Origin of the sequence: Bradyrhizobium sp. AZCC 1678 (genome assembly GCF_036924765.1) — a bacterium.
GTDB classification, from domain to species: Bacteria; Pseudomonadota; Alphaproteobacteria; order Rhizobiales; family Xanthobacteraceae; genus Bradyrhizobium; species Bradyrhizobium algeriense.
Map to the genome: position 1 here is coordinate 5,917,157 of NZ_JAZHSE010000001.1, position 20,518 is coordinate 5,937,674.

Sequence of the window (20,518 nt, forward strand, 5' to 3'; positions counted from 1 at the left end):
ACCAGAATGGTGACCATGTGAAACGATATCGGCCGCATATTTTCGTGGTGATTGCGCTCGCAATCGTGTTGGCGGGCGGCTGGCACAATTCGCTTCGCCACGCATTGGCCGACCTGCGCTTTACCTGGCAGTCGCGCCAGGCCTCTGGCGATATCGTGGTGATCGCGATCGACGCATCGTCGATCGACAGGATCGGCGTCTGGCCGTGGCCGCGCCTGCTCCACGCCGAGCTGCTCCGGCAGCTTCAGAAGGCGGACGTCCAGGACATCGCGCTCGATGTCGACTTCTCCACGCCCTCCGACGCGGCGTCGGACCGGAACTTTGCCGAAGCCCTGCAGAGCGCCGGCGGATCGGTGGTGCTGCCCTCCTTCCAGCAGCCCCGCACCGACAGGACGACGCTTCACGTCAATCGCCCGTTGCCGCAATTCGCCGAACATTCCTGGCCGGCGCTCGTCAATGTCGAGGTCGGACCCGACGGCCTCGTCCGCCGTTACCCGTTCGGCGAGAAGCTGGACGGCAAATTCGTGCCCGCGATGGCTGCCGTGCTCGCCGGCCAATACGATGAGAAGCGCACGCCCTTTCTGATCGACTTCAGCATCCGAACGGCGGGAATCCCCAAAGTATCCTTTGCCGACGTGCTGCGCGGCGACCCGGCGACACTGCAAAAGCTGCAAGGCAAGAAGGTCGTCGGCGGCGGCACGGCGCTCGAACTCGGTGACCGCTTCAGCGTCCCGAACGGCGCGATCGTGTCCGGCCCCGTGCTGCAGACACTGGCCGCGGAATCGCTGCTGCAGAACCGCGCGCTGCAATGGACTTCGCAAATCGTCACGCTGACCGGCCTCGCTTTGCTCGCCTTGCTCATGCTGTTCTCATGGCGTCGCCTTTCCGCCGGCAAGCGCGTGGCGCTGCTCGCCGCAACTTCTGTCGCCCTCGAAACAGGTGCGCTTGCCCTGCAAGCGGCTTTCCCGCTCATTCTCGACACCTCGCTGTTTCAGATCGCCATCATCGTCTACATCGCCGCGATCGCGCTCGACGAAATCGACATCCGCGATCTGCTAGGCAGGGTCGCCGAGAGCCGCTTTCAGCGCGTGGCGATGTCGCTCGGCGACGGCCTGATCTGCACCGATTCCAATTACCTGATCACGGTCTGGAATCCCGGCGCGACCGCGATCTTCGGCTATCTGCCTCAGGAGATGATCGGACGGCCGTTCGACGAGATTTGCGCCCGCGATGCGGATACGCCTGCATTTTCCGTCAGGGATGCAGCAGCACTCGCCGCCGGCACGGTGATCGAGTTCGACGCACGCCGCAGCGACGGCGAGGTGTTTCCGGTCGAAGCCAGTTTCTCCGGCTGGCAGGGTACTGATGGATTTCAGTTCGGCGCGATCCTTCGCGACATCTCGGTGCGCAAGCGTGAAGCCGAGAGAATTCGATACCTGGCGGAACATGACACGCTGACCGGCCTCATCAACCGCAATACCCTTCATGCCAAGCTTGAAGCGAAAATTGCCAAAGCCGGGGCTGACGGCCGCAAGGTAGCGCTGCTGGTGATCGGCATCGACGGCTTCCAGCAGGTCAACGACATGCTCGGTCATGCCAGTGGCGATCTCGTGCTTCGCGCCATATCAGAGCGGCTGATGGAGGTGATGCCGGCGACGGGCCTGATCGCGCGCTTGAGCGGAGACGAGTTCGCCATCGCAGTTCCGGCGAATGCCATCGGCCAAAACGTCAGCCGTTTTGCCGGGCAGATCGGTGCAGGCTTCGACGAACCGCTGCTCGTCGGCACGCGCCACCTCCGCGTCAGGGTCAGCATCGGCGCCGCTGTCTTCCCGTCCGACGGGCGGACGGCGGCCGAGCTCCTGGGCAACTCCCACATGGCGCTGAGCCGCGCCAAGGCAACCCGGCGCGGCGGTCACGTGCTGTTCGAGGATTCGATCCGCCGCGAACTGGAAACCCGCTTGACGCTGGAAGCGGAGCTGGCGCTGGCCGCGGAGCGCAATGAATTCGAACTGTTCTACCAGCCACAAATACAGCTGGCCGACGGCAGCCTGATCGGCGCCGAAGCCCTGATCCGCTGGCGTCATCCCGAACGTGGCCTGGTTTCGCCGGGGGAATTCATGCCGGTTGTCAACACCTCGCCGATCTCCGAACGAATAGCGGAGTGGGTTCTCGAAACCGCCTGCGCCAAGGCGGCCGCCTGGGAGCGCGCCGGACAAAAACTCCGGATCGGCGTCAACCTTTCGCCCTCCCAACTGCAGTCGGGTGACCTTGCAAGCTCGGTCGCGCAGGCCCTTGCCCGCACCGGTTTGAGTCCAACCAGCCTCGAGCTCGAGGTCACCGAAGACATCCTGCTCCACGACGAGCAGAGCGCGCTCAATACGTTCCTGAAGATCCAGGCGCTCGGCGTGCGCCTCGTGTTCGACGATTTCGGCACCGGCTTTGCCAGCCTGAGCTACCTGAAGAAATTCCCGCTCGATGGACTGAAGATCGACCGCTCTTTCGTGCTCGGATTGCTGGTCAATCCCGACGACGCAGCGATCGTCAGCTCGACCATCGGGCTGAGCAAGCAACTAGGCCTGTCGGTCATCGCCGAAGGCATCGAGGACCGGGCCACGGCCGACTTCCTGATCAGGATGGGTTGCGAGGAGGGACAGGGCTATTTCTTCGGACGGCCGATGCCGGCGAGCGAGTTCGAAGCCAAATTCCTCACCGCGCCCGCAGCCGCTGAGGTGGCGTAACGGCTGAGCGCCCTGATCAGGCTGAACGATCCGTTAACTCGACCGCTCAAATCCGAGCTTCGCTGCAACGCGATTTTCCACCTCTTTCCATTAGCGTTGCCCCGTGAACGCGATGGCCGGGCGGCCCCCTCAAGGTGTCGTCGGTCACATAAATCGCGAACGGGGATTCGGGGAAGTGGCTGATATTGCCGACACATTGACGGCTCGTCGTGCATCGAGCAAGGATGCGAACGCACGCGCGCCAGACGCCGTCGGGGCGCTGACGCCGCTCGCCGGCGTTTCCGCAGGCCCTTGGCGCGCGCTCTCGGCACGCGCCGCCGAGCCGAACGGCTACTATTTGCCCGAATGGGAATTGGCGGTGAACGCTTCGGCGCGGGGCCGCGGCGACACCGACGCGCTCGGCGCGTGGCGCGATGCGTCCAGCCTGATCGGCCTGGTGCCTGTGATCTCGATGTGGCGCGCCTACAAAATCCCGCTGCCCGCTTTGGTCAGCGCCGATCCCTATGGCACGCTTTGCACGCCGCTGCTTGATCGCGACATGGCGGAGGAAGCCGTCACGGGCATTCTGCAGCAGGCCCGGAGGGCTGGCGCGCATGCGCTGATCTTCCGCGCCACCTCGCTTGATGGCGCGGCCATGAAAGCCTTTACCGATGTGCTGCATCGCAGCCGCATGCAGCCCGCGGTGCTGCAATCGCATGTCCGCGCCTGCCTTGATACCACCGGTGATGCCGACGACGTGCTGCGCGAGGCGCTGGGCGCGAAGAAACTGAAGGAACTGCGCCGTCAGCGCAATCGCCTCGCCGAACACGGTGCTATCAACTTCGACGTGGCGAGGACGCCCGCCGAAATGACCACCGCTGTCGAAACGTTCCTGATGCTGGAGGCCAGCGGCTGGAAGGGGCAGCGCGGCACCGCGCTCGGCCAGGACGACGGCGATGCGGCCTTCGTCCGCCGCGCCACGTCAGCGCTGGCCGAGACGGGCCAGTGCGAGATCGTGACCCTGCGGGCCGGCGAAACGCCGGTGGCCGCGGCCATCGTGCTGCGCCATCAGGATCGCGCCTTCTACTTCAAGCTCGGCGTCGACGAGCGCTTTGCGAAGTTTTCGCCGGGCGTGCAGCTGACGCTGGAATTGACCCGGCATCTCTGCGCGGATCCGGCCATTTCAATGGTGGATTCCACCGCCGCCCCCGACCATCCCATGATCAACCCGATCTGGCGCGGACGCCTTGCGATCGGCGACGTCTTGATCCCGCTGCGACGGGGCGATCCGGTCGTGTCGCTGATCCGCGCCGCGCTCGGCTTGCGCAGCGCGATCCGCGAACCGGTACGCCGCATGGTTCATTTCGCCAGAGCACGGCAGGAGAAATCCTAAATGAATACGCTCGCCGCTATTGCGCCCGTGATTACGGCCGATCATGACGCGCTTCGCCGCGACTTTCCGCTCAAGCCGTTTGCGATCCATCACAAGCTCGCCGGCCATCCGCTGCTGACGCTGCCGCGCATCGCGCAGCTCGCGGCCGAACTGCCGCGCGATCTGATCGAATATAATTCCGGCAAGGTCGCGATCAGCCAGGATCCGGACGCGATTCCCTCCGTCGACCTCGATCCGGTCGAAGTGGTGAAGCGCATCGAAACCGCCGGCGCCTGGATGGTGCTCAAGCGCGTGGAGAATTCGCCGGAGTATCGCCGCCTGCTGGAGGACACCCTGCTGTCGGTCGCCCGCGCCCGCGGCTTCAACAGCCTGCTCGACGCCGGCTTCGAGCAAGTCGAGGGTTTTCTGTTCGTGTCCTCGCCGAACTCGACCACGCCGTTCCATCTCGACAGCGAAGACAATTTCTTCGTCCACATCCACGGCGAAAAATTCTTCACGATCTTCGACAATACCGATCGTTCGATCGCCTCCGACGACGAGATCGAGCGCTCGATGACCAAGCACCGCAACCTGAAGTACGACGAAAGCTTTGCGCCGCGGGCTACGGAATTCCATCTGTTCGCGGGCGACGGCTGCTACGTGCCATACCAATGGCCGCACTGGGTGCGCACATCAGGCTCGTTCTCGATCTCGATGGCGATCACCTGGAAAACGCGCGAAGTGCGGCGGCTGAACGACCTGCACTTCTTCAATTCGATGCTGCGCGGCATCGGCTTCCCGCAACAGCCGCCCGGCAAACAGCCCGTGCTCGATAGGCTAAAGCTCGCGTTCTACCGCACGGTAACGACCGCGATAAGACCGCTGCGCGCCTCCATGGCGATGCGCCGCGTGCTGCGGCGGATCGCGCTCGGGAAACGGGCGAATTATTATCTGAAGGGCGCGTAGCCGCGGCAGCGTAGCCATACCGAACACCGTGGCAGACCAGGTAATTGAAATCCAGAAAAGCACATCGTCTCGGTTCATCAGCGGCCCCTACCCTTGTACCGATCCTGTCAATTGGTCTGCACGACTCTCGTATTGATCTGCGTCAATCTCCTCCCGCTTCCTCCTGATGAAATCATTTCGCGTCTAGGACAGGCGCAAGAGAGTGGACGGCTCCCGGCGGAATCCTGCCTAGATTTGCCTGCGAGGGAGGACTTCCCCATGGCCGACCACCACCCCACCATTTCGACTGAATCCGATCTGGCATCGCCGGCCCTGCCGGCCACCGCGGTCACGCGCCGTTCGCTGCTCGGCGGGGCCGGCATCGCCGTTGGCGCCGCCGTGTTGACGTCGCCGCCGGGCATGCCCGGAGTAGCCCCGGCTGCGGCGCAGACTGTGGGCGTGGGCGTGGACGTGCGCCCGCTCGACGCGGCGTTCAAGCGCCGCGCCTTCGAAGTCCGACAGGCCTGCGCGAGCAACAACGAGAAAATTCCGATCCCGCCGCACCCGGCGAATGGCGATGAGGCGCGCTACACCAACAAGATCGGGTCCGATACACGGGGCCTGCCGCATGACAAACGCGGCGAAGTGGAGCAAGCGGCATGGCAGGCGCTCTATGCCGCTTGCCAGTCGGCCGAAGCAGCTGATTTCGAGAAAATCCCGCTCGGCGGCACGCGCAAACTGGTCAACCCCATCGGCACCCAGGCCGTCAGTCTGAGCGGCATGAACCCTACCCAGATTGCGATACCGCCGGCACCGGAGCTTGCGAGTGCGGAGCGCGGCGGCGAGGCGGTCGAGGTCTATTGGCAAGCCCTGCTTCGCGACGTTCCGTTGACCGAGTTGCGCGACGACACCACCCATCGCGACGTGCTTGCGGCAACCGAGGAGATCAACAAGCTTGCCGATTTCCGGGGGCCGAAGTCCGGCGGGCGGGTCACACCCGGTACGCTGTTCCGTGCCAATGCGCTCTATTTCGACCCGGCTGACCCGAAGGGTCGCTCCGTCACGCCGGCAGGCGTTCTGGACGGACCAATGATCTCGCAATTCCTGCTTCGGGACGTGCCCTATGCCGCGCAGTGGATCAGTGCTCAAATTCGCACGGCGTTGCCCTCCAACGAATTCCTGACCGAATACGAGGAATGGCTGGCGACCCAGAACGGCACCGCACCGAAACGCCGGATACAGTTCGACGCGACGCCGCGATACATCACGACGGGAAGAGATCTCGCGGAGTATATCCATAGTGGTCCCGCACTTGGGTGGGCGGCAGCATTGATCCTTGCCACCCCCGGCGGCGGAGCGGACCCACGCTACACCGGCATGTATCCGCCGACGGAGCCCGTGTCCTACCCATCGAACCCGTACCGGAAATCAAAGACACAGCAACCTGCGGGGGGCACCTTCGGGTTACCCTATGTGCAGGCATTGCTCACCACGGGGATCAGTAACTCCGTCCGCGCGGCCTACTGGCAGAAGTATTTCGTGCACCGGGCGGTGCGACCTGAAGCCTATGGCGGTCTGGCGCACCATCGCCTCGCCAACGGCGTGAGCGATTATCCGTTGCATGAGAACTTCCTGAAATCGGAAGCCCTCGATCGCAGCAAAGCCAAATACGGCACCTATCTCTTGTCACAAACCTATCCGGAGGGAGCGCCGCTTCACTCCACCTATCCCGGCGGTGCCACAAGCGTTGGGGCCGTCACGGCTACCATATTGAAGGCGTTTTTCGACGAGACCCGCGTCATCGCCAACCCGGTACAGCCCGATCCGGCTGACCCGACGAAGCTCGTGCCCTATAGCGGCCCGCCGCTCACGGTTGGCGGAGAGTTGAACAAGCTCGCGGTGAATTTCGGTTTCGGACGGAATTGGGCGGGCATCCACTGGCGTTCCGACGCTTCCGCCTCCATGGCGATCGGCGAGGAAGTGGCGATCGGCATGCTGAGGGACGAGCGCACGACGCTCCGCGAGCCCTTCGACGGCTTCTCCTTCACGCGCTTCGACGGCAGCCGCGTGACAATCTGACGGCAGCCGGCGCCGCCCGTGCCGTGAGGCGCAGGCGGCACGGTGCCGCGCTGGCGGCGCGACTTGAACAGGTGCAATTGCCGCGGTGTTATCTGCACCGCTCCATCCGAGCTACGTAGACGCCTCACTGCAGCGGCGAATGCGGCGCCGGCAGCATGATGGTCGAGTGCATCTCCTCGAGGAAGCCTGGTCCCTTCCCCAAAAACTCCTGCCAGGCCGGATCCTTCATCGCATTGCCGCGCGCTTCGGCGCGGGCGTTCAGGCTGGGATAGGCCCAGATGTGGCAGGCTTCGTTCGGCTGCCCTGCTTCGGTCGTCCAGAGGCCGACGATCTTTGAATATTTCTCGCGCTCCGGCAGCACCGCGGTGAACGCATCGAGCCACTGCTTCAGGCCGCCCGCCGCCTTGGCGCGATAGTTGCGGAGTTCGTAGACATTACCTGTCGAGGACGGTGCAACCGGCGGCCTTACCGCGTTCATCAGGCGGACGTCCTGACGCACCAGCCAGGGGCGGATCAGCGGCACATACTCGCCGGACCAGCGCGGGTTCTTCGCAAGTTCGGCCCGCATCCGCGTGCGCTCATCAAAACTGTTGTAGCTCCACATGTGCAAGACCTGATTGAGCGGCCCGATCTCGGTCGACCAATAGCCTTCCAGCTTCCCGTAATCGTCCTTGCGGATCTCGCGCGACACCGTGCTTGCGGCCTTGATCATGTCGCCAAGTGTGCCAGGCTTTACGGTGTAGGTGCGCAGTTCATAGATCATGATATTCCCCCAGGTTCAGTTGTTGATTGTCAGGGCGACACTCACGGTCAAACGCGACACCGCGCTGTCTGGAGAGAGGCCCTCACCCCGCCCCTCTAAGAGCGAGCTTTCGCTCGTCTCGACCCTGCAAGAGCGGGGCGAGGGAGAAAACCGAGTTACTCTGCCGCCTGCGCGTTGATTTCGCCGGATACCTGGCGGATGGCGCGGGCAAGCTGGTCGGCGGGCTGGGCGCCGGAGACGGCGTATTTCTGTGCGAACACGAAGGTCGGCACGCCCGAGATACCCTTGTCGGAGGCCTCCTGCGCCTGGCTGGAGATCAGCGCGACATCCTCGTCGGTTGCGAGGCGCTTGCGTACGTCGTCGGCGTCGAGGCCGACATCGGCCGCCGCCTGCACCAGCACGTTGACGTCGGTGAGGTCGCCGCCATCGCGGAAATACAATTCCATCAGGCGCTGCTTCATCTCGGCGGATTTGCCCTGCGCATCCGCCCAGTGGATCAGGCGGTGGCAATCGATGGTGTTCGGCTGACGCTTCACGAGTTCAGGCCGGTAGGTCAGCCCCTCTTCGCCTGCAGCCGCCACGACGCGGCCGGCGATGCCCTTGTAGGCTTCGACCGAGCCGAATTTTGCGGTGAGATATTCGTCGCGGCTGATGCCCTCGCGTGGCACCCAGGAATTGAGGAAGAACGGCCGCCAGCGCACTTCGACGGGAACATCCGGCACCAGCGCCAGCGCGTTCTCGATCCGGCGTTTTCCGATGTAGCACCACGGGCAAACCACGTCGGAGACGACGTCGATCTTGAGGGGTTTTAGGGTGCTCATCGGGGTCTCCTGACTGAATGGTGCCCGGAAGGTAGTCCGATCGGGCGAGGAGACAAGGGGACGGCCTGCATGTCTCGTATCACTTCAGGCCGGAAGGCCCCTGTTTCGGGCCACCGAACAGGCCCGTGGCCCGTGGTCGCCAGACGTGCTGCAGGGCAGCGCGACGACGGCGCTGATGACGCGCGAGGTCGAATGGCTTGGCACCCAGGCCCAGGCGTCCTGAGCGCCGAGTGTCAAGGCGCCAGATACTGCAACAGCCTTGGATCGTTGCGAACCTCTTGCGCCGATCCGGTGAGCGCGACCCTTCCACGATCGAGCACAAAGGCCCGGTCTGCGACGCGTAGCGCAAGATCGAGATGCTGTTCCACGATCACGACGGCGATCTCCCGGGCGAGCAGGATCAGACGTTCGGTGATTTCCTCGATCACGCCGATCCAGACGCCTTCGGTCGGCTCATCCAGCAGCAATACCCGCGGGTTCGACAGCAAGGCACGGCCGATCGCGAGCATCTTGCGCTCGCCGCCGGACAATGTGCCGGCGACCTGATCCATCCGCTGGCCCAGTTTTGGAAATATCTCCAGCACACGATTGACGGCCTGGCTGTCGCGGTTGGTCAACGCGCCGACGGCGAGATTGTCGCGCACCGAAAGCCTGCCGAACACCGAGTGCTCTTGCGGCACGTAGCCCAACCCGAGGCGAATGCGCTGCTCTGTCGGTAGCTGGCCAACGCTGCGGGCATCGAGACTGACGGAGCCGCCGAGCAGCGGCAATTCTCCGACGATGGCCTTCATCAACGTGGTCTTGCCGGCGCCGTTGCGGCCAAGTATGGCGACGCCGCCGCGCCAGGGAACGCCCAGCGTGACACCGAACAGCACCTGGCTGCGGCCATAGCCCGCATCAACATTCTGGATATCGAGATATTTGTCCTCGTCAGGCACGGCGGAGATAGACCTCCTGAACCCGGGCGCTCGACTGAATATGCTGCACCGAACCGGTATCCAGCACGCTTCCCTGGTCGAGCACGGTCAGCCGGTCGCAAATGTCGCGAATAAAATCGAGGTCGTGCTCGACGATGACGAGGGAGCAGCGCTTCTTGATCGGCTGCAGCAGTTCGCCGGTAACCCGCCGTTCCTCGAGGCTCATGCCGCCGGTCGGCTCGTCCAGCAGCAGGAGCTTTGGCTCAGGCGCCAGCGCCATCGCGATTTCAAGCCATTGCTGCTGGCCGTGGGAGAGCGCGGAGGCCGGATCCGCCGCCCGGTCCACCAGACGGAATTGTTCGAGCATGGCCATGGCGCGGTCGTGCAGGATTCCGCGGGTGCGCGAGAACACCAGCCGGGGAAGCGACGTCTGCGCCTGCAGCGCCAGCAGAATGTTGTCGTACAGCGTCAATGCCGGCAGAACACTCGTGATCTGGAACTTGAGGCTCATGCCGGCGCGCGCCCGCTCGGCAGGAGAGGCTCGCGAGATATCGCGGCCGCCAAACGTCACCGTGCCCGACGTCGGGATCTCCGCACCGGCGACGCATTTCATCAGCGTGCTCTTGCCCGAGCCGTTGGGTCCGATCAAGCCGTGGAATTCGTTCTCCGCGACCGTAAGATCCGCACCGTTCAGGGCCGTCAGCTTGCCGAATATCTTGACCAGGCCTCGCGCTTCAAGAAGATCCATGATCGCCCTTCCCCGGCGGCCGGCCGAAATTGCCGACGCGCTCGCGCTCGCTGAGGACCAGGCTGATCAGGCCGGCGGGACGAAACAGGATAACCAGCAGCAACAATACGCCGAGGATGATCGGCCAGATGTCCTGATAGCTGTTCGACAGCCAGAAACTGACCGCCTCGATCGCAACTGTTCCGATCACAGCTCCGATCAGCGTGCCGGAGCCGCCGAACAACACGTAGAGGACCACCTGCGTCGATATCACCACGCCCAGCATGTTGGGCCAGACGAAACCTTCATGAAAGGCGTAAAGACTACCTGCGAGCCCTGCGACGGCGCCGGCGAAGGAAAAGATGATCGCCTTGAGCCGTTGCACCTGATAGCCGAAGAAGGCGATCCGCTGCTCGTTCTCGCGCAGACCCGCCAGCGCAAGCCCGAACTGCGATCGCACCAGAAAGCGGCATAGAAGATAGACGAGGACGAGAATCCCGAGCGTCAGATAATAATAGACCGGCCCCTCGGTGATATCGTAGCTGCCGAGCGACATCGGCGGGATCGATGGAATGCCGTTCTGGCCTCCCAGATAATACCAGCCCCGCGCCACGCGATCCGCCGCGTATGAGCCGGTGAGCGTGCCCAGCGAAACAAAGATCACGCTGGAGGGATGACGTCCGAGCAGTAGAAAGCCGCCAAGCAGCAGTGCAAATGCGAGCCCGATCAACAGGCCGGCCGGCAACACGAGCAGGATCGAGGTCACGCCGAGATCGCGGGCGAGCAGCGCAACGCCATATCCCGCGGTCCCGAAGAACACGGCCTGCCCAAAACTCATGATGCCGGCGTATCCCCACACCAGATCGAACGAGAGCGCGAACAGGCAGAGGATCAGGACGCGCGTCGCATAGACCGTCAGATAATCCTTGAGGACCAGCGGCAGCAGTGCGCCGATCACCAGCACCACGATTTCGATGATCGGTAGCACCTGTAACCGGCGCGAGCGGCTGGCACGAAGCGAAAGGCTCAAGGGCGTCGTCTGTGTCGTTTCTGTCATCAAGTTGCCAGTAAATCCGCTCCGGAGTTCGCAGCGGCGGGTTGCCGCCGCTGCATTTCGCTCATCACTCAGCATTCCTTGGGATCGACGAGGCCGGCGCTGCGCGCAACGATCTCATAATTGCCGCCCTTGGCAACCGCCGTATACATCTTCATCTTGCAATGCCGCTTGCCGGGAACCATTTCCGCAGGTCCGCCGGGACCTTCGGCGATCTTCGCATGGTCCAACGCAGCCGCAACCGCGTCGCGATCGACCTTGCCGGCCTCCTTCACGGCCGCCTCCCATAGTTTGAGGCCACGATAGGTCCCGGTCGCGGCACTTCCCGCGGCAAACAGGAATGTGCCCGGGAACTGCTTTTCATAGGTCGCCTGAAGCTTGGCGCTGAACGGATCCTCCGGCGTCAGCGCCTTGAAATAATCGAGGCAACTCGCAAGTCCTTCGATCTCCGCGGCCTGGTTGATGTTGAGCGTGTTCTCGTCGTAATAGACACACGACAGCCGGCCGCCGTTCTTCAGAAATCCCGCCTCGTAAAGCTGCTTGAAGAACGGTCCTACCCCCGGCGGGATCACGGTGTTGAACACCACGTCCACTTTGTTGGAAATGACCCGGTTCACGGTGGCACTGAAGTCGATCTGGTCGAGCGGGTAGTATTCTTCAAAGATGACTTCGCCGCCATTGGCCTCGATCACCTTGCGGGCATAGACGTTCAGCGTGTGAGGCCAGACATAGTTGGCGCTCGGCAGCGCGAACCTCTTGCCGCCGTTCTTGATCAGCCAGGGAATGAATTCGTCGCACTGCTGCGCCGGCGTCGGGCCGGTGCAGAACAGATAGGGCGTGCATTCCTTACCCTCGTACAGCTGCGGATAAATGTAGAGCGTCTTGCCGCGCGCGACGATCACGTCCTTGATGGCATTGCGCATCGAACTGGTGATGCCTCCCAGCACCAAGTCGACCTTGTCGCGCTGGATCAGCTTGCGGACGTTGCCGACCGCGACCGATTCATTCGACGCGGTGTCCTCGATGAACAGTTCCAGCGGCCGGCCAAGCAGTCCGCCGGCATCGTTGATCTCCTTGATCACCATCTTCGCGACATTCGCGTCCGCATTCCCGGCGTAGCCGATCGGACCGGTCAAGTCGGTCGCGATGCCGACCTTGATCGGGTCCGAAGCCGCATTCGCCCAGTCGGGGCGGACGACCCAACTGCCGACGCCCGTGGCAATGGCGGTACTGGCAAAGGCGAAGTTGGAGAGAAATCGCCGGCGGCTGAGATTGCTGCGGTCGCTGAACATGGACTAGACCCCCTTTGTTGAAATCAGACCTTGCGGCCGAAACTTGATGAAGATGATGGCGAGAACGAACACGAGGACGTCGGCGATCACGGGCGGAATGATCCATGGCAATGCGGCGGCGAGCGTTCCGATTACGCCCGCGCCCGCCACCGGTCCCGCGAACGAGCCCACCCCACCGACCATGACGGCGACGAACCCCTGAATCAGGAAGCGCAGGCCGAGATCGGCAAACAGCGAGAACACCGGCACGATCAGCGCACCCGCAAGTCCCGCGAGTGCGGCGCCGAACGCAAAGGTGGCGCCATAGATCGCATTGGTCGAAATACCCGATGCGCGGGCGAGCGCTGGATTTTCCAGCGACGCTCGAATTCGCAACCCGAAGGCGGTGCGCGCCAGCAGCAGATAGCTGCCGATCATCACCAGTGCCGTAATGAGAATGATGACCAGCCGCCAGGTGGAGAAATGCATGGTCCCGATGGTGACCGAACCGCCGAGCGGCTCCGGGACCGACAGATACAACCCGCCGATCAAACCGCGGACGATCTCGCGGATGATGAGCCCGAGTGCGTAGGTGCCGAGCATCGCCACGATCGGTGCGGCGTAGAATCGCCGGACGATCGTCCGCTCCAGGAAAAATCCCAGTGCGCCGACGACAAAGGGCGCAGCCAGCATTCCGAGCCAGACCGGCAGGCCCGCACTGTGGACGATATAGGTGACGTAGGCGCCAAGCAGGACGAACTCGCCCTGCGCGAAGTTGAAGATGCCCATCATGCTGGCGATGATTCCGAGTCCCAGCACGACCAGAACGACGATCGCGCCGAAACTCAGGATCTCGAACAGTGCGACGAACAGATTATCCATGTGGCATCACCAGCACCCTTATCACCAGCCCCCTCTCGGCGTTCGGCTGCTTGCTTACATTTTCTTCCAGTCACCGGCCTGCTCGAAGGCATGCGCCGCACGATAGATGGTCATTTCATCGAAATGCCGGCCGACCAGCATCAGGCCGACAGGAAGTCCGTCGACCATGCCGCAAGGCACCGACATGGCCGGATGGTGCGTAATATCGAACGGCGCGGTGTTGCTGATCATCTCGAACGCGCGCGCGCACACCTCCTCGCGGGCAGCGCCCGGCGCAGGCAACGGCGTCGCCTTCATCGGCGTGGTCGGCATCAAGAGTAGATCGTAGCTCGCCAGAACCTTGTCATAGGCCGCGGTCACGCGACGCGAGATGTTCACGGCCTTGCCGTAGTAACGCGGACCGAAATTATTGTTGACGTAGACGCCAAGCATCAGAAACAGTTTTGTCGTTTCCGACAGAGAGTCCGCCTGCCCGCGCCAGCCACGGTGAAAATCCATCAGCGATGTCGAGTAGAGGTCCGAGCGGCTGAGACCATACCCGTCGCCGAACATCATGGTCTGCGCGATACCTTCGGCTCCGATCGGCGTCCAGACCGCCGGTGCGACCATGTGCATCGGGATCGAGACTTCCTCAACGGTAGCGCCGAGGCTCGCAAGCCGCTTTGCCGCTTCCCGCACGCTTTCATTGACGGCGGCTTCGGCGCCGACCTGCTCAAAGCCTTCCTTGACGATGGCGATTTTCATGCCCTTAACGCCGCCGCCAAGCGCCTTGGTGTATTCCTGCACTTCTGGCGACTTGATCCGCGGATCATAACCGTCGTCACCGGCGAGCACTTCGAGCAGCAGGGCGTTGTCGGCAACGTTCGCGGTCATCGGCCCGGTATGGTCGACGAAGATTTCGATCGGCATGACGCCGGTGTAAGGCACCAGCCCCCAGGTCGGCTTCATGCCGTAGGTGCCGCTGAACGAGGACGGCATCCGGATCGATCCGCCCTGGTCGCCGCCGATCGCCATGTCGACCTCGCCGAGCGCGACAACGACCGCACTCCCCGAGGACGATCCGCCGGCGGAGTAACCCATCTTGTGGGGATTATGGACCGGGCCGGTCGAATTGGTGTGGCTGCCGCCGGATATGCAAAATGACTCGCAATGCACCTTACCGGCGATCTCGGCGCCGGCATCGAGCATGCGCGTGACGATGGTGGCGTCGAAATCCGGCACGTAGCCCTCGAGCGTCGCGGAGCCGTTCATCATCGGCACCCCGGCCAGCATGATGTTGTCCTTCAGCGCCACGACCTTGCCTTTCAGCTTGCCGCTCGCGGCACCCTTGACGGTCGATTTGCGGTACCAGGCGTTGCGCGGATTTTCCTCCGGGCCGGGCCGATAGCCCGGCGTCCGCGGGTATTTGACGACCGGGACTTCGTCGGGCATCGCGCCGACAGCGTTGTAGGCATCGACAGAGCCTTGCATCAATCCGCGGAACGAGACGACATCGTCATCGGTCAATGCCAGGCCGCATTGATCGGCGACCGCGCGCAGTTGATCGGGCGTTGGAAGCGCTACTGTCACGATGGTTTCTCCTGTTTCTTCTGAATGCTTGTGGGCAAGTTGCCGGATGAAGGCCGGCCCCGTTCACATCACTAGAAACGGAAATGTTTTCCTTTTCAAGTATTATTTCGCAACCTTCCCTTTTGGTGAAACGATACGTGCGGCCGTCAGAACTGCTTGATCAGCTGGAAGTCGAGCCCGCTGGCCGCCGCAAGATAGATCGGCATGCGTGCGCTGCCGCGCCGGATGCCAATGGTGCCTCGCGCGCCCTGATAGTCCACATTCGCGGCAGCCGAGAGCAGCGGCTTTCTTGCCAGCGATCCCGCGCGCGCCGCGACCGTCTCCAGAAACCGCAACCCTTCGTAGTTCGATTGCGCGATCGAGCCGAGCGGTGGCGCGTGGCGACCGAACGACGCCTCGTATTGGCTGAGGAAGGCATCGTTCTCGCGCGACGCCCTGTCGATGAAATAGCCCGACGCGCAGAACAGGTTTTCGGTATTGTCGGCACCGATCCCGAGCAGCACGGTCTCGTCCATCGCGCCGGCTAGACGGAGCATTCGCCCGCCCAGCCCCTGCTCGCCAAAGGTACGATTGAAAACGACGCTATCGGCGCCGATCAACGTGATCAGAACCACGTCGGGCTTGGCGGCCCGAATCCGCGCGAGCTGGCTGCTGTGATTGTGCTCGCCGATGGGCACGAACTCTTCGCCGACGACACGCCCGCCGGCATCCGCGATGTATTTCTTGATCGCCTTGTGCGAGAGCCATGGCCAGACATAGTCGCTGCCGATCAGATACCAGTTCGACGCGTGCCTGGCATTGGCGAGCCACTCGATGGCCGGGCGCCATTGCGCCCCCGGCGTCTCGCCGATGGCCATGACGCCGGGCGTTCGCTCGCCGCCCTCATATACCGGCGTGTAAAGGTAGGGAATGTGTCCGGCGACGACCTTGCGCAACGCCACCCTGACCGCACTGATATGCGAGCCCATCACGAGATCTGCGTCTTCGGACGCGACAATGTCGGAAGCCGTCCGCGTCACGTCGTTGATATCGCCGCCGGTGTCATGGAACGCGACTTCAATCTCGCGGCCAAGAATGCCGCCGCGGCGGTTGATTTCGGAAACGCCCAGCAGCGTACTGTTGATGGAGGCCGGCCCCCAGATTCCCGACGGACCCGATAGTCCGACAAAATTGGCAATGCGCAGTTTCTTGCGGTCGCCGCGCTCACGGAACAGGCGCGGCGATGGCCCGGAGCTTCCGGAACCGAACTCCGGGAGTCCCCTTAGCAGCCATTCCGGCGGCATCGACGGCCCGCCGAACTTTCCAAATTGCGTTAGCGAGAGCAATTCGCTCTCCTTTCAGCTTCTTTAGTCCGGCGCGATCAGACTACCATCGGCAAGGTGATCGGCAACAAAAAATATCCTAGTGGAAAATATTGAATATTCAACGATTCTCATGCATATAGAACAAGCAAGAGCGCTAAATATTCATCCAAAACCCCCGTTATGAAGTTCAAACCCTTGGCCAAATCGCCCAGCAAACCCATCACCGAGCATCTCGCTTATCTGCTTGCGCAGGCCAACCGGGAGATCAACCGTCAGCTCGACGCGCGGTTTCGCAAGGAAGGCGTGCCGGTCGAGCAATGGCGTATTCTGAAAGTTCTTTCCGATGGCAAGGGCCACTCGATGGGTGAGCTCGCCGAAGCCGTACTGCTTAATCATCCGACCCTGACCAAGATGGTCGACCGAATGGTGTCCGACGCGCTCGTGTACCGGGTCCAGGACGCCGACGACCGACGCAAGGTTTTGATGTTCTCCTCCGATCGCGGCAAGGCGCTGACCCAGCGCCTGAACTCGCTGGCGCTGAGTCAGGAAGCCTTTATCGCCGAGAACTACGGCGACAAGGCCACGGCAGAATTGAAACGCCTGCTGGAAAGCCTGATCGAGAAGGCGAACTGATTTCTGATTACGCTACGCCGCCAACGCTGTGAGCGCGGCCTCGGAGGCAGCGTCCATCGGCATGAACATCTCCACGCGCAATTCCTGCAGCATTACATCCTGTGGTGCCCAGCGTCAGCACCGCCCCGATCAGGCCGATACTGACGTTGCCCTTGCGCAAGCGCACTTCGCACAGCGGTCCCGGCACGTCGCTTTCGTTGAACTGCGGGGCAGTGACATTATGGCGCTGATGGGTTTCGCTTCGCTCTACCCATCCTACTCAAGTCAAGCTCGCCGCTATCTGCCGCATCCGCTCGGCGGTCAGATCGTCGGCGGGGAAGAAGGTTTCCAGCGCCAGCTCCTGCAACGTGATGTCGACCGGCGTGCCGAATACCATGGTGGTCGAGATGAAGCTCAGCACTTCGTCATTGCGGCGCAGCTTGAAGGGGATCGCGACATTGTCGGCCGAGACCGGACCCGAGCGCGCCGGCATCCGATAGGCTTTCAGTTCCTGATACAGTTTGAGCAGTTCGGGATCGGCCGTCGCCTCGCACTGCCGGTGCAGCCGCTCCAGAAGATGCGCGCTCCATTCGGCGAGATTGACTGTGCGCGGCGCCAGTCCCTCGGGATGAAAGGCCAGCCTTAGAATGTTGAAGGGCTGCCCGAGCAAATGCGGCGGGATGCCTTCGAGCAGCGGCGCCACCATGCGATTGGCCGTCACCAGATTCCAGTGCCGGTCATAGGCCAGCGCCGGATTAGGTTCATGCGCCTTGAGGACGAGGTCGATCGCCTGCCGGGCTGATTTGAGCGCGGGGTCGTCGAGCGAGCGCTGCGGAAAGGCCGGCGCAAACCCCGCCGCGACCAGGAGCACGTTGCGTTCGCGCAAGGGAACCTCCAATCGCTCGGCGAGTTTCAGCACCATTTCGCGCGACGGCGCAGCGCGGCCCGTCTCGACAAAACTGAGATGGCGCGCGGATATTTCGGCGTCCCCCGCCAGATCGAGCTGGCTCAGATGGCGGCGCTGCCGCCATTCGCGCAAATGATCGCCGATATGGACAGGCTGGGTTCGTTCGGCTCGCGCCGTGGCGGCATGTGCGTTCATGGTGGAAAACCTACCATGCGAATTTCGTCCATTCCATTACGTCCGAGGTAATCGAAACGGGTCACGGGCTCGCTCATCCTGGGGGTACAGGAGATGACCCATGCTGATGCTTTCCCTCTTCCGCTTCGTCGCCGCTGTAATCCCCTGGGTGGTCAATCTGGCCACCTGGTTGCTGGCGCGCTCCCTGAACTTGCCGCAGCCGTTGGTGCACGACACCAGCGTCTTCGTGTTCGTGCAGGTGCAGACGATCGAAAACAGGGTCGGCAAGGCGCTCTGCCCGATGCGGCTGATGCGTCAGCTCCGGTCGCTGCTGCAACGCTGATCGCTGTCTCGCCCAAAGTCCCCCCAAGCCAAAGGAGAACTGCCATGATTCATCCGTCCACATTCCTGAACCGCGCGCTGCTCGCCGACGCCATCTTCAGCGGCGTCGCTGCGGTGGCCCTTACCCTCGGCGCCGGCGCGCTCGCGCCCTTCCTCAATCTGCCGGAGGCGTTGCTGCGTGAAACCGGGCTGTTCCTGATCGCCTATACGGCGCTGGTTGGCTGGCTGGCCACACGGTCGACGGTGGCGAAGGCGCTGTTGTTGCTTGTCATCGTGGGAAATGCCGCGTGGACGCTCGGCAGCATCGCACTGCTGTTCTCGGGTGCGGTAAGCCCGAACCTGCTCGGCCAGGTCTTCATCGTTGCCCAGGCGATTGCGACAGGCGTGTTTGCTGAGTTGCAATATATCGGCCTGCGCAAGAGCGGCGAGACGGTAACGGCATAAGCCTCAGCCGTCATCGTCCGCGACAAACGCGAAGCGTTTGCGCAAGGGAGCAAAGCGACGAAGCAATCCATGCCTCAGCAAGTGGAGAAATGGATTGCTTCGCGGAGCCTGTCATCGGGCGCGCATTCGCGCGCCCGATGGCTCGCAATGACGGGGAAAGAGCCTCAGCTTAGCATTACCGCCGCGATCATCCCGGCAAAGGTCAGCACGAGCCCGATCACGAGCATCGGCACCAGGCTGCTGCCGGAATACGGATCGGCCTGCTCCTTGTTGGTCACGACATGCGTACGATAAGCCATTACACTGCTCCTGTTTGATTGCGCCGAAATCGTTCCCCGTTGCCGAGCATGACGCCGTGGGTGCCGGCAATGCCGAGTTCGAGGCTTGCCGCGATGCGGCGTGCCCGTTCCACGAAATGCGCCTCCGCCTCGGGCGGACAGATCTCGCGGGCGGTTTGCTCGAACAGTTCGATCCAGCGGTCGAAATGCCCGGCGTCGACCGGCAGCGGCAGATGTTTGGCCATCGGGGTGCCGTGGTAGCGGCCCGTCATCAACGCGACCGATGACCAGAACGCGCACATCTGCGCCAGATGCGGCTCCCAATCCGTGATGCGGGCCTCGAAGATCGGCCCCAGCACCACGTCGGCCCGCACCTTGGCGTAGAAGCCGCGCACCAGGCGATCGATCATCGCCTCGTCAATGCCCGTCCGCTCCATGATTTCGGCCGTCAAGCGCTCCCGCCGCACCGGCCCTGCCACGATCGCTTCCATTTTTCCGCCTGCCCTTAAATAGGTATTTCAAATACCTATTTAGACGGCTATAGATGTTTTGCAAGCAGATCCTTCAAGAGGGCTCCCATGCGCCTGACGTCGTTCACGGATTTCGCGTTGCGCGCCTTGATGCGGCTGGCGGGCGACCTTGGCCGTTCCTTCGCCACCAACGAGATCGCGGCAGAGTTCGGCATTTCCCGCAACCATCTGGCCAAGGTGGTGCGCGATCTCGCCGATAGCGGCTTCATCTCGACCCAGCGCGGCGTTGGCGGCGGCTTCACGCTGGCCCGCCCCGCCCAGTCGATCACCATCGGCGAGGTGGTGCGCGCGCTTGAAGGGCCGCCGCTGGTCGAATGTTTTCGCGAGGACGGCGGCAATTGCGTGCTGAAGCCGCGCTGCCGGCTCAAGGCAAAACTCGCCGCCGCCCGCGAAGCCTTCATGCGCGAACTCGACGCCACCACGCTGGCGGAATGCGCCTATCCGCCAAGCGCCAGGCGGAGCCCGGCACTTGCGTGAGGGCTGCAAGAAACCATGACAAGGCTCAGGTGCAACTCATGAAACCGATCGAGTTCGAAAATGGCGCAGTGCAGATCGACGCCGCCATCGTCGCCGAAGGCCTCGGCCTGGCGCCTTCCCTGCTTCAGGAAGCAATGCGCGCGGGCCGGATCACCAGCCTTGCGGAGCGCGGGGTCGATGCCGACTCCGGCCGGCATCGCCTGACCTTCTTCTCCGAACACCGGCGGTTCCGCGTCGTGGTCGACGAAACCGGCGCGATCATTCAACGCTCGGCGGTCGACTTCGGCGATTCGCTGCTGCCGAAGTCGGTGCACAAGGCTGGCAGATGAGACG

At 63.0% G+C, this 20,518-nt stretch carries 21 protein-coding genes; 9 read left to right on the forward strand and 12 right to left on the reverse strand.

Going from position 1 to position 20,518, the window contains the following annotated elements:
• The first annotated feature begins 17 nt into the window (after positions 1 to 17).
• The 4 genes from V1294_RS28480 to V1294_RS28495 all read left to right on the forward strand — a co-directional run bounded on the left by V1294_RS28480 (position 18) and on the right by V1294_RS28495 (position 7,113).
• Entirely contained in the window at positions 18 to 2,738 is a 2,721-nt protein-coding gene (locus V1294_RS28480) for an EAL domain-containing protein (protein ID WP_334501816.1), read from the forward strand.
• A 175-nt stretch (positions 2,739 to 2,913) separates the two neighbouring features.
• The gene (locus V1294_RS28485) at positions 2,914 to 4,110 is read left to right on the forward strand and encodes a GNAT family N-acetyltransferase (protein WP_334501818.1); all 1,197 of its coding nucleotides are present in this window, start codon (positions 2,914 to 2,916) and stop codon (positions 4,108 to 4,110) included.
• Positions 4,111 to 5,055: a cupin-like domain-containing protein gene (locus V1294_RS28490; protein ID WP_334501821.1), complete on the forward strand. Its 945-nt coding sequence runs from the start codon at positions 4,111 to 4,113 to the stop codon at positions 5,053 to 5,055.
• 258 nt (positions 5,056 to 5,313) lie between these two features.
• The gene (locus V1294_RS28495) at positions 5,314 to 7,113 is read left to right on the forward strand and encodes a vanadium-dependent haloperoxidase (RefSeq protein WP_334501822.1); all 1,800 of its coding nucleotides are present in this window, start codon (positions 5,314 to 5,316) and stop codon (positions 7,111 to 7,113) included.
• A gap of 124 nt (positions 7,114 to 7,237) precedes the next feature.
• Here the strand turns inward: V1294_RS28495 and V1294_RS28500 are convergent, their stop codons facing one another.
• The 9 genes from V1294_RS28500 to V1294_RS28540 all read right to left on the reverse strand — a co-directional run bounded on the left by V1294_RS28500 (position 7,238) and on the right by V1294_RS28540 (position 16,400).
• Positions 7,238 to 7,876, reverse strand: coding sequence for an NIPSNAP family protein (locus tag V1294_RS28500; RefSeq protein ID WP_334501823.1), 639 nt, complete (start codon positions 7,874 to 7,876; stop codon positions 7,238 to 7,240).
• A 155-nt stretch (positions 7,877 to 8,031) separates the two neighbouring features.
• Entirely contained in the window at positions 8,032 to 8,697 is a 666-nt protein-coding gene (locus V1294_RS28505; RefSeq protein ID WP_334501824.1) for a DsbA family oxidoreductase, read from the reverse strand.
• Between the two features lie 233 nt (positions 8,698 to 8,930).
• Positions 8,931 to 9,635: an ABC transporter ATP-binding protein gene (locus V1294_RS28510; protein ID WP_334501826.1), complete on the reverse strand. Its 705-nt coding sequence runs from the start codon at positions 9,633 to 9,635 to the stop codon at positions 8,931 to 8,933.
• Positions 9,628 to 10,362: an ABC transporter ATP-binding protein gene (locus V1294_RS28515; RefSeq protein ID WP_334501827.1), complete on the reverse strand. Its 735-nt coding sequence runs from the start codon at positions 10,360 to 10,362 to the stop codon at positions 9,628 to 9,630. The genes V1294_RS28510 and V1294_RS28515 overlap by 8 nt, the downstream gene beginning before the upstream one ends.
• A complete protein-coding gene (locus tag V1294_RS28520) occupies positions 10,349 to 11,398 on the reverse strand; it encodes a branched-chain amino acid ABC transporter permease (RefSeq protein ID WP_334501828.1) in 1,050 nt (349 codons plus the stop codon). Before V1294_RS28520 ends, V1294_RS28515 begins: the two co-directional genes overlap by 14 nt.
• Before the next feature lie 68 nt (positions 11,399 to 11,466).
• A complete protein-coding gene (locus V1294_RS28525; RefSeq protein ID WP_334478978.1) occupies positions 11,467 to 12,687 on the reverse strand; it encodes a substrate-binding protein in 1,221 nt (406 codons plus the stop codon).
• 3 nt (positions 12,688 to 12,690) lie between these two features.
• A complete protein-coding gene (locus V1294_RS28530; RefSeq protein WP_334501829.1) occupies positions 12,691 to 13,548 on the reverse strand; it encodes a branched-chain amino acid ABC transporter permease in 858 nt (285 codons plus the stop codon).
• A 54-nt stretch (positions 13,549 to 13,602) separates the two neighbouring features.
• A complete protein-coding gene (locus V1294_RS28535) occupies positions 13,603 to 15,117 on the reverse strand; it encodes an amidase (protein WP_334501831.1) in 1,515 nt (504 codons plus the stop codon).
• Positions 15,118 to 15,263: 146 nt separating this feature from the next.
• Positions 15,264 to 16,400 (reverse strand): substrate-binding domain-containing protein, encoded by a 1,137-nt coding sequence (locus tag V1294_RS28540; protein ID WP_442895468.1) that lies wholly within the window; start codon positions 16,398 to 16,400, stop codon positions 15,264 to 15,266.
• Between the two features lie 216 nt (positions 16,401 to 16,616).
• Between V1294_RS28540 and V1294_RS28545 the strand changes: the two genes are divergently transcribed.
• Entirely contained in the window at positions 16,617 to 17,054 is a 438-nt protein-coding gene (locus V1294_RS28545; protein WP_108519843.1) for a MarR family winged helix-turn-helix transcriptional regulator, read from the forward strand.
• A gap of 259 nt (positions 17,055 to 17,313) precedes the next feature.
• Here the strand turns inward: V1294_RS28545 and V1294_RS28550 are convergent, their stop codons facing one another.
• Complete coding sequence (locus tag V1294_RS28550; protein WP_334501835.1) at positions 17,314 to 18,135, reverse strand: helix-turn-helix domain-containing protein; 822 nt, start codon at positions 18,133 to 18,135, stop codon at positions 17,314 to 17,316.
• Positions 18,136 to 18,235: 100 nt separating this feature from the next.
• On the opposite strand from V1294_RS28550, the gene V1294_RS28555 reads away from it, so the two are divergent.
• Together V1294_RS28555 and V1294_RS28560 are read left to right on the forward strand one after the other, a co-directional pair.
• On the forward strand, positions 18,236 to 18,457 hold the full coding sequence (locus tag V1294_RS28555) for a hypothetical protein (RefSeq protein ID WP_108519733.1): 222 nt from the start codon (positions 18,236 to 18,238) through the stop codon (positions 18,455 to 18,457).
• 44 nt (positions 18,458 to 18,501) lie between these two features.
• A complete protein-coding gene (locus V1294_RS28560) occupies positions 18,502 to 18,900 on the forward strand; it encodes a hypothetical protein (RefSeq protein WP_334478967.1) in 399 nt (132 codons plus the stop codon).
• A gap of 164 nt (positions 18,901 to 19,064) precedes the next feature.
• On the opposite strand, the gene V1294_RS28565 is transcribed toward V1294_RS28560, so the two are convergent.
• The gene (locus V1294_RS28565; RefSeq protein ID WP_334478966.1) at positions 19,065 to 19,199 is read right to left on the reverse strand and encodes a hypothetical protein; all 135 of its coding nucleotides are present in this window, start codon (positions 19,197 to 19,199) and stop codon (positions 19,065 to 19,067) included.
• Positions 19,199 to 19,669, reverse strand: a complete 471-nt coding sequence (locus V1294_RS28570; RefSeq protein WP_334501837.1) for a group III truncated hemoglobin — start codon at positions 19,667 to 19,669, stop codon at positions 19,199 to 19,201. The genes V1294_RS28565 and V1294_RS28570 overlap by 1 nt, the downstream gene beginning before the upstream one ends.
• An 87-nt stretch (positions 19,670 to 19,756) precedes the next feature.
• Here V1294_RS28570 and V1294_RS28575 point away from each other — a divergent pair, with 87 nt between their 5' ends.
• Together V1294_RS28575 and V1294_RS28580 are read left to right on the forward strand one after the other, a co-directional pair.
• Complete coding sequence (locus tag V1294_RS28575; RefSeq protein WP_334501839.1) at positions 19,757 to 20,185, forward strand: RrF2 family transcriptional regulator; 429 nt, start codon at positions 19,757 to 19,759, stop codon at positions 20,183 to 20,185.
• Positions 20,186 to 20,223: 38 nt separating this feature from the next.
• Positions 20,224 to 20,514: a DUF6522 family protein gene (locus tag V1294_RS28580; protein ID WP_334501842.1), complete on the forward strand. Its 291-nt coding sequence runs from the start codon at positions 20,224 to 20,226 to the stop codon at positions 20,512 to 20,514.
• The last annotated feature ends 4 nt before the right edge of the window (positions 20,515 to 20,518 follow it).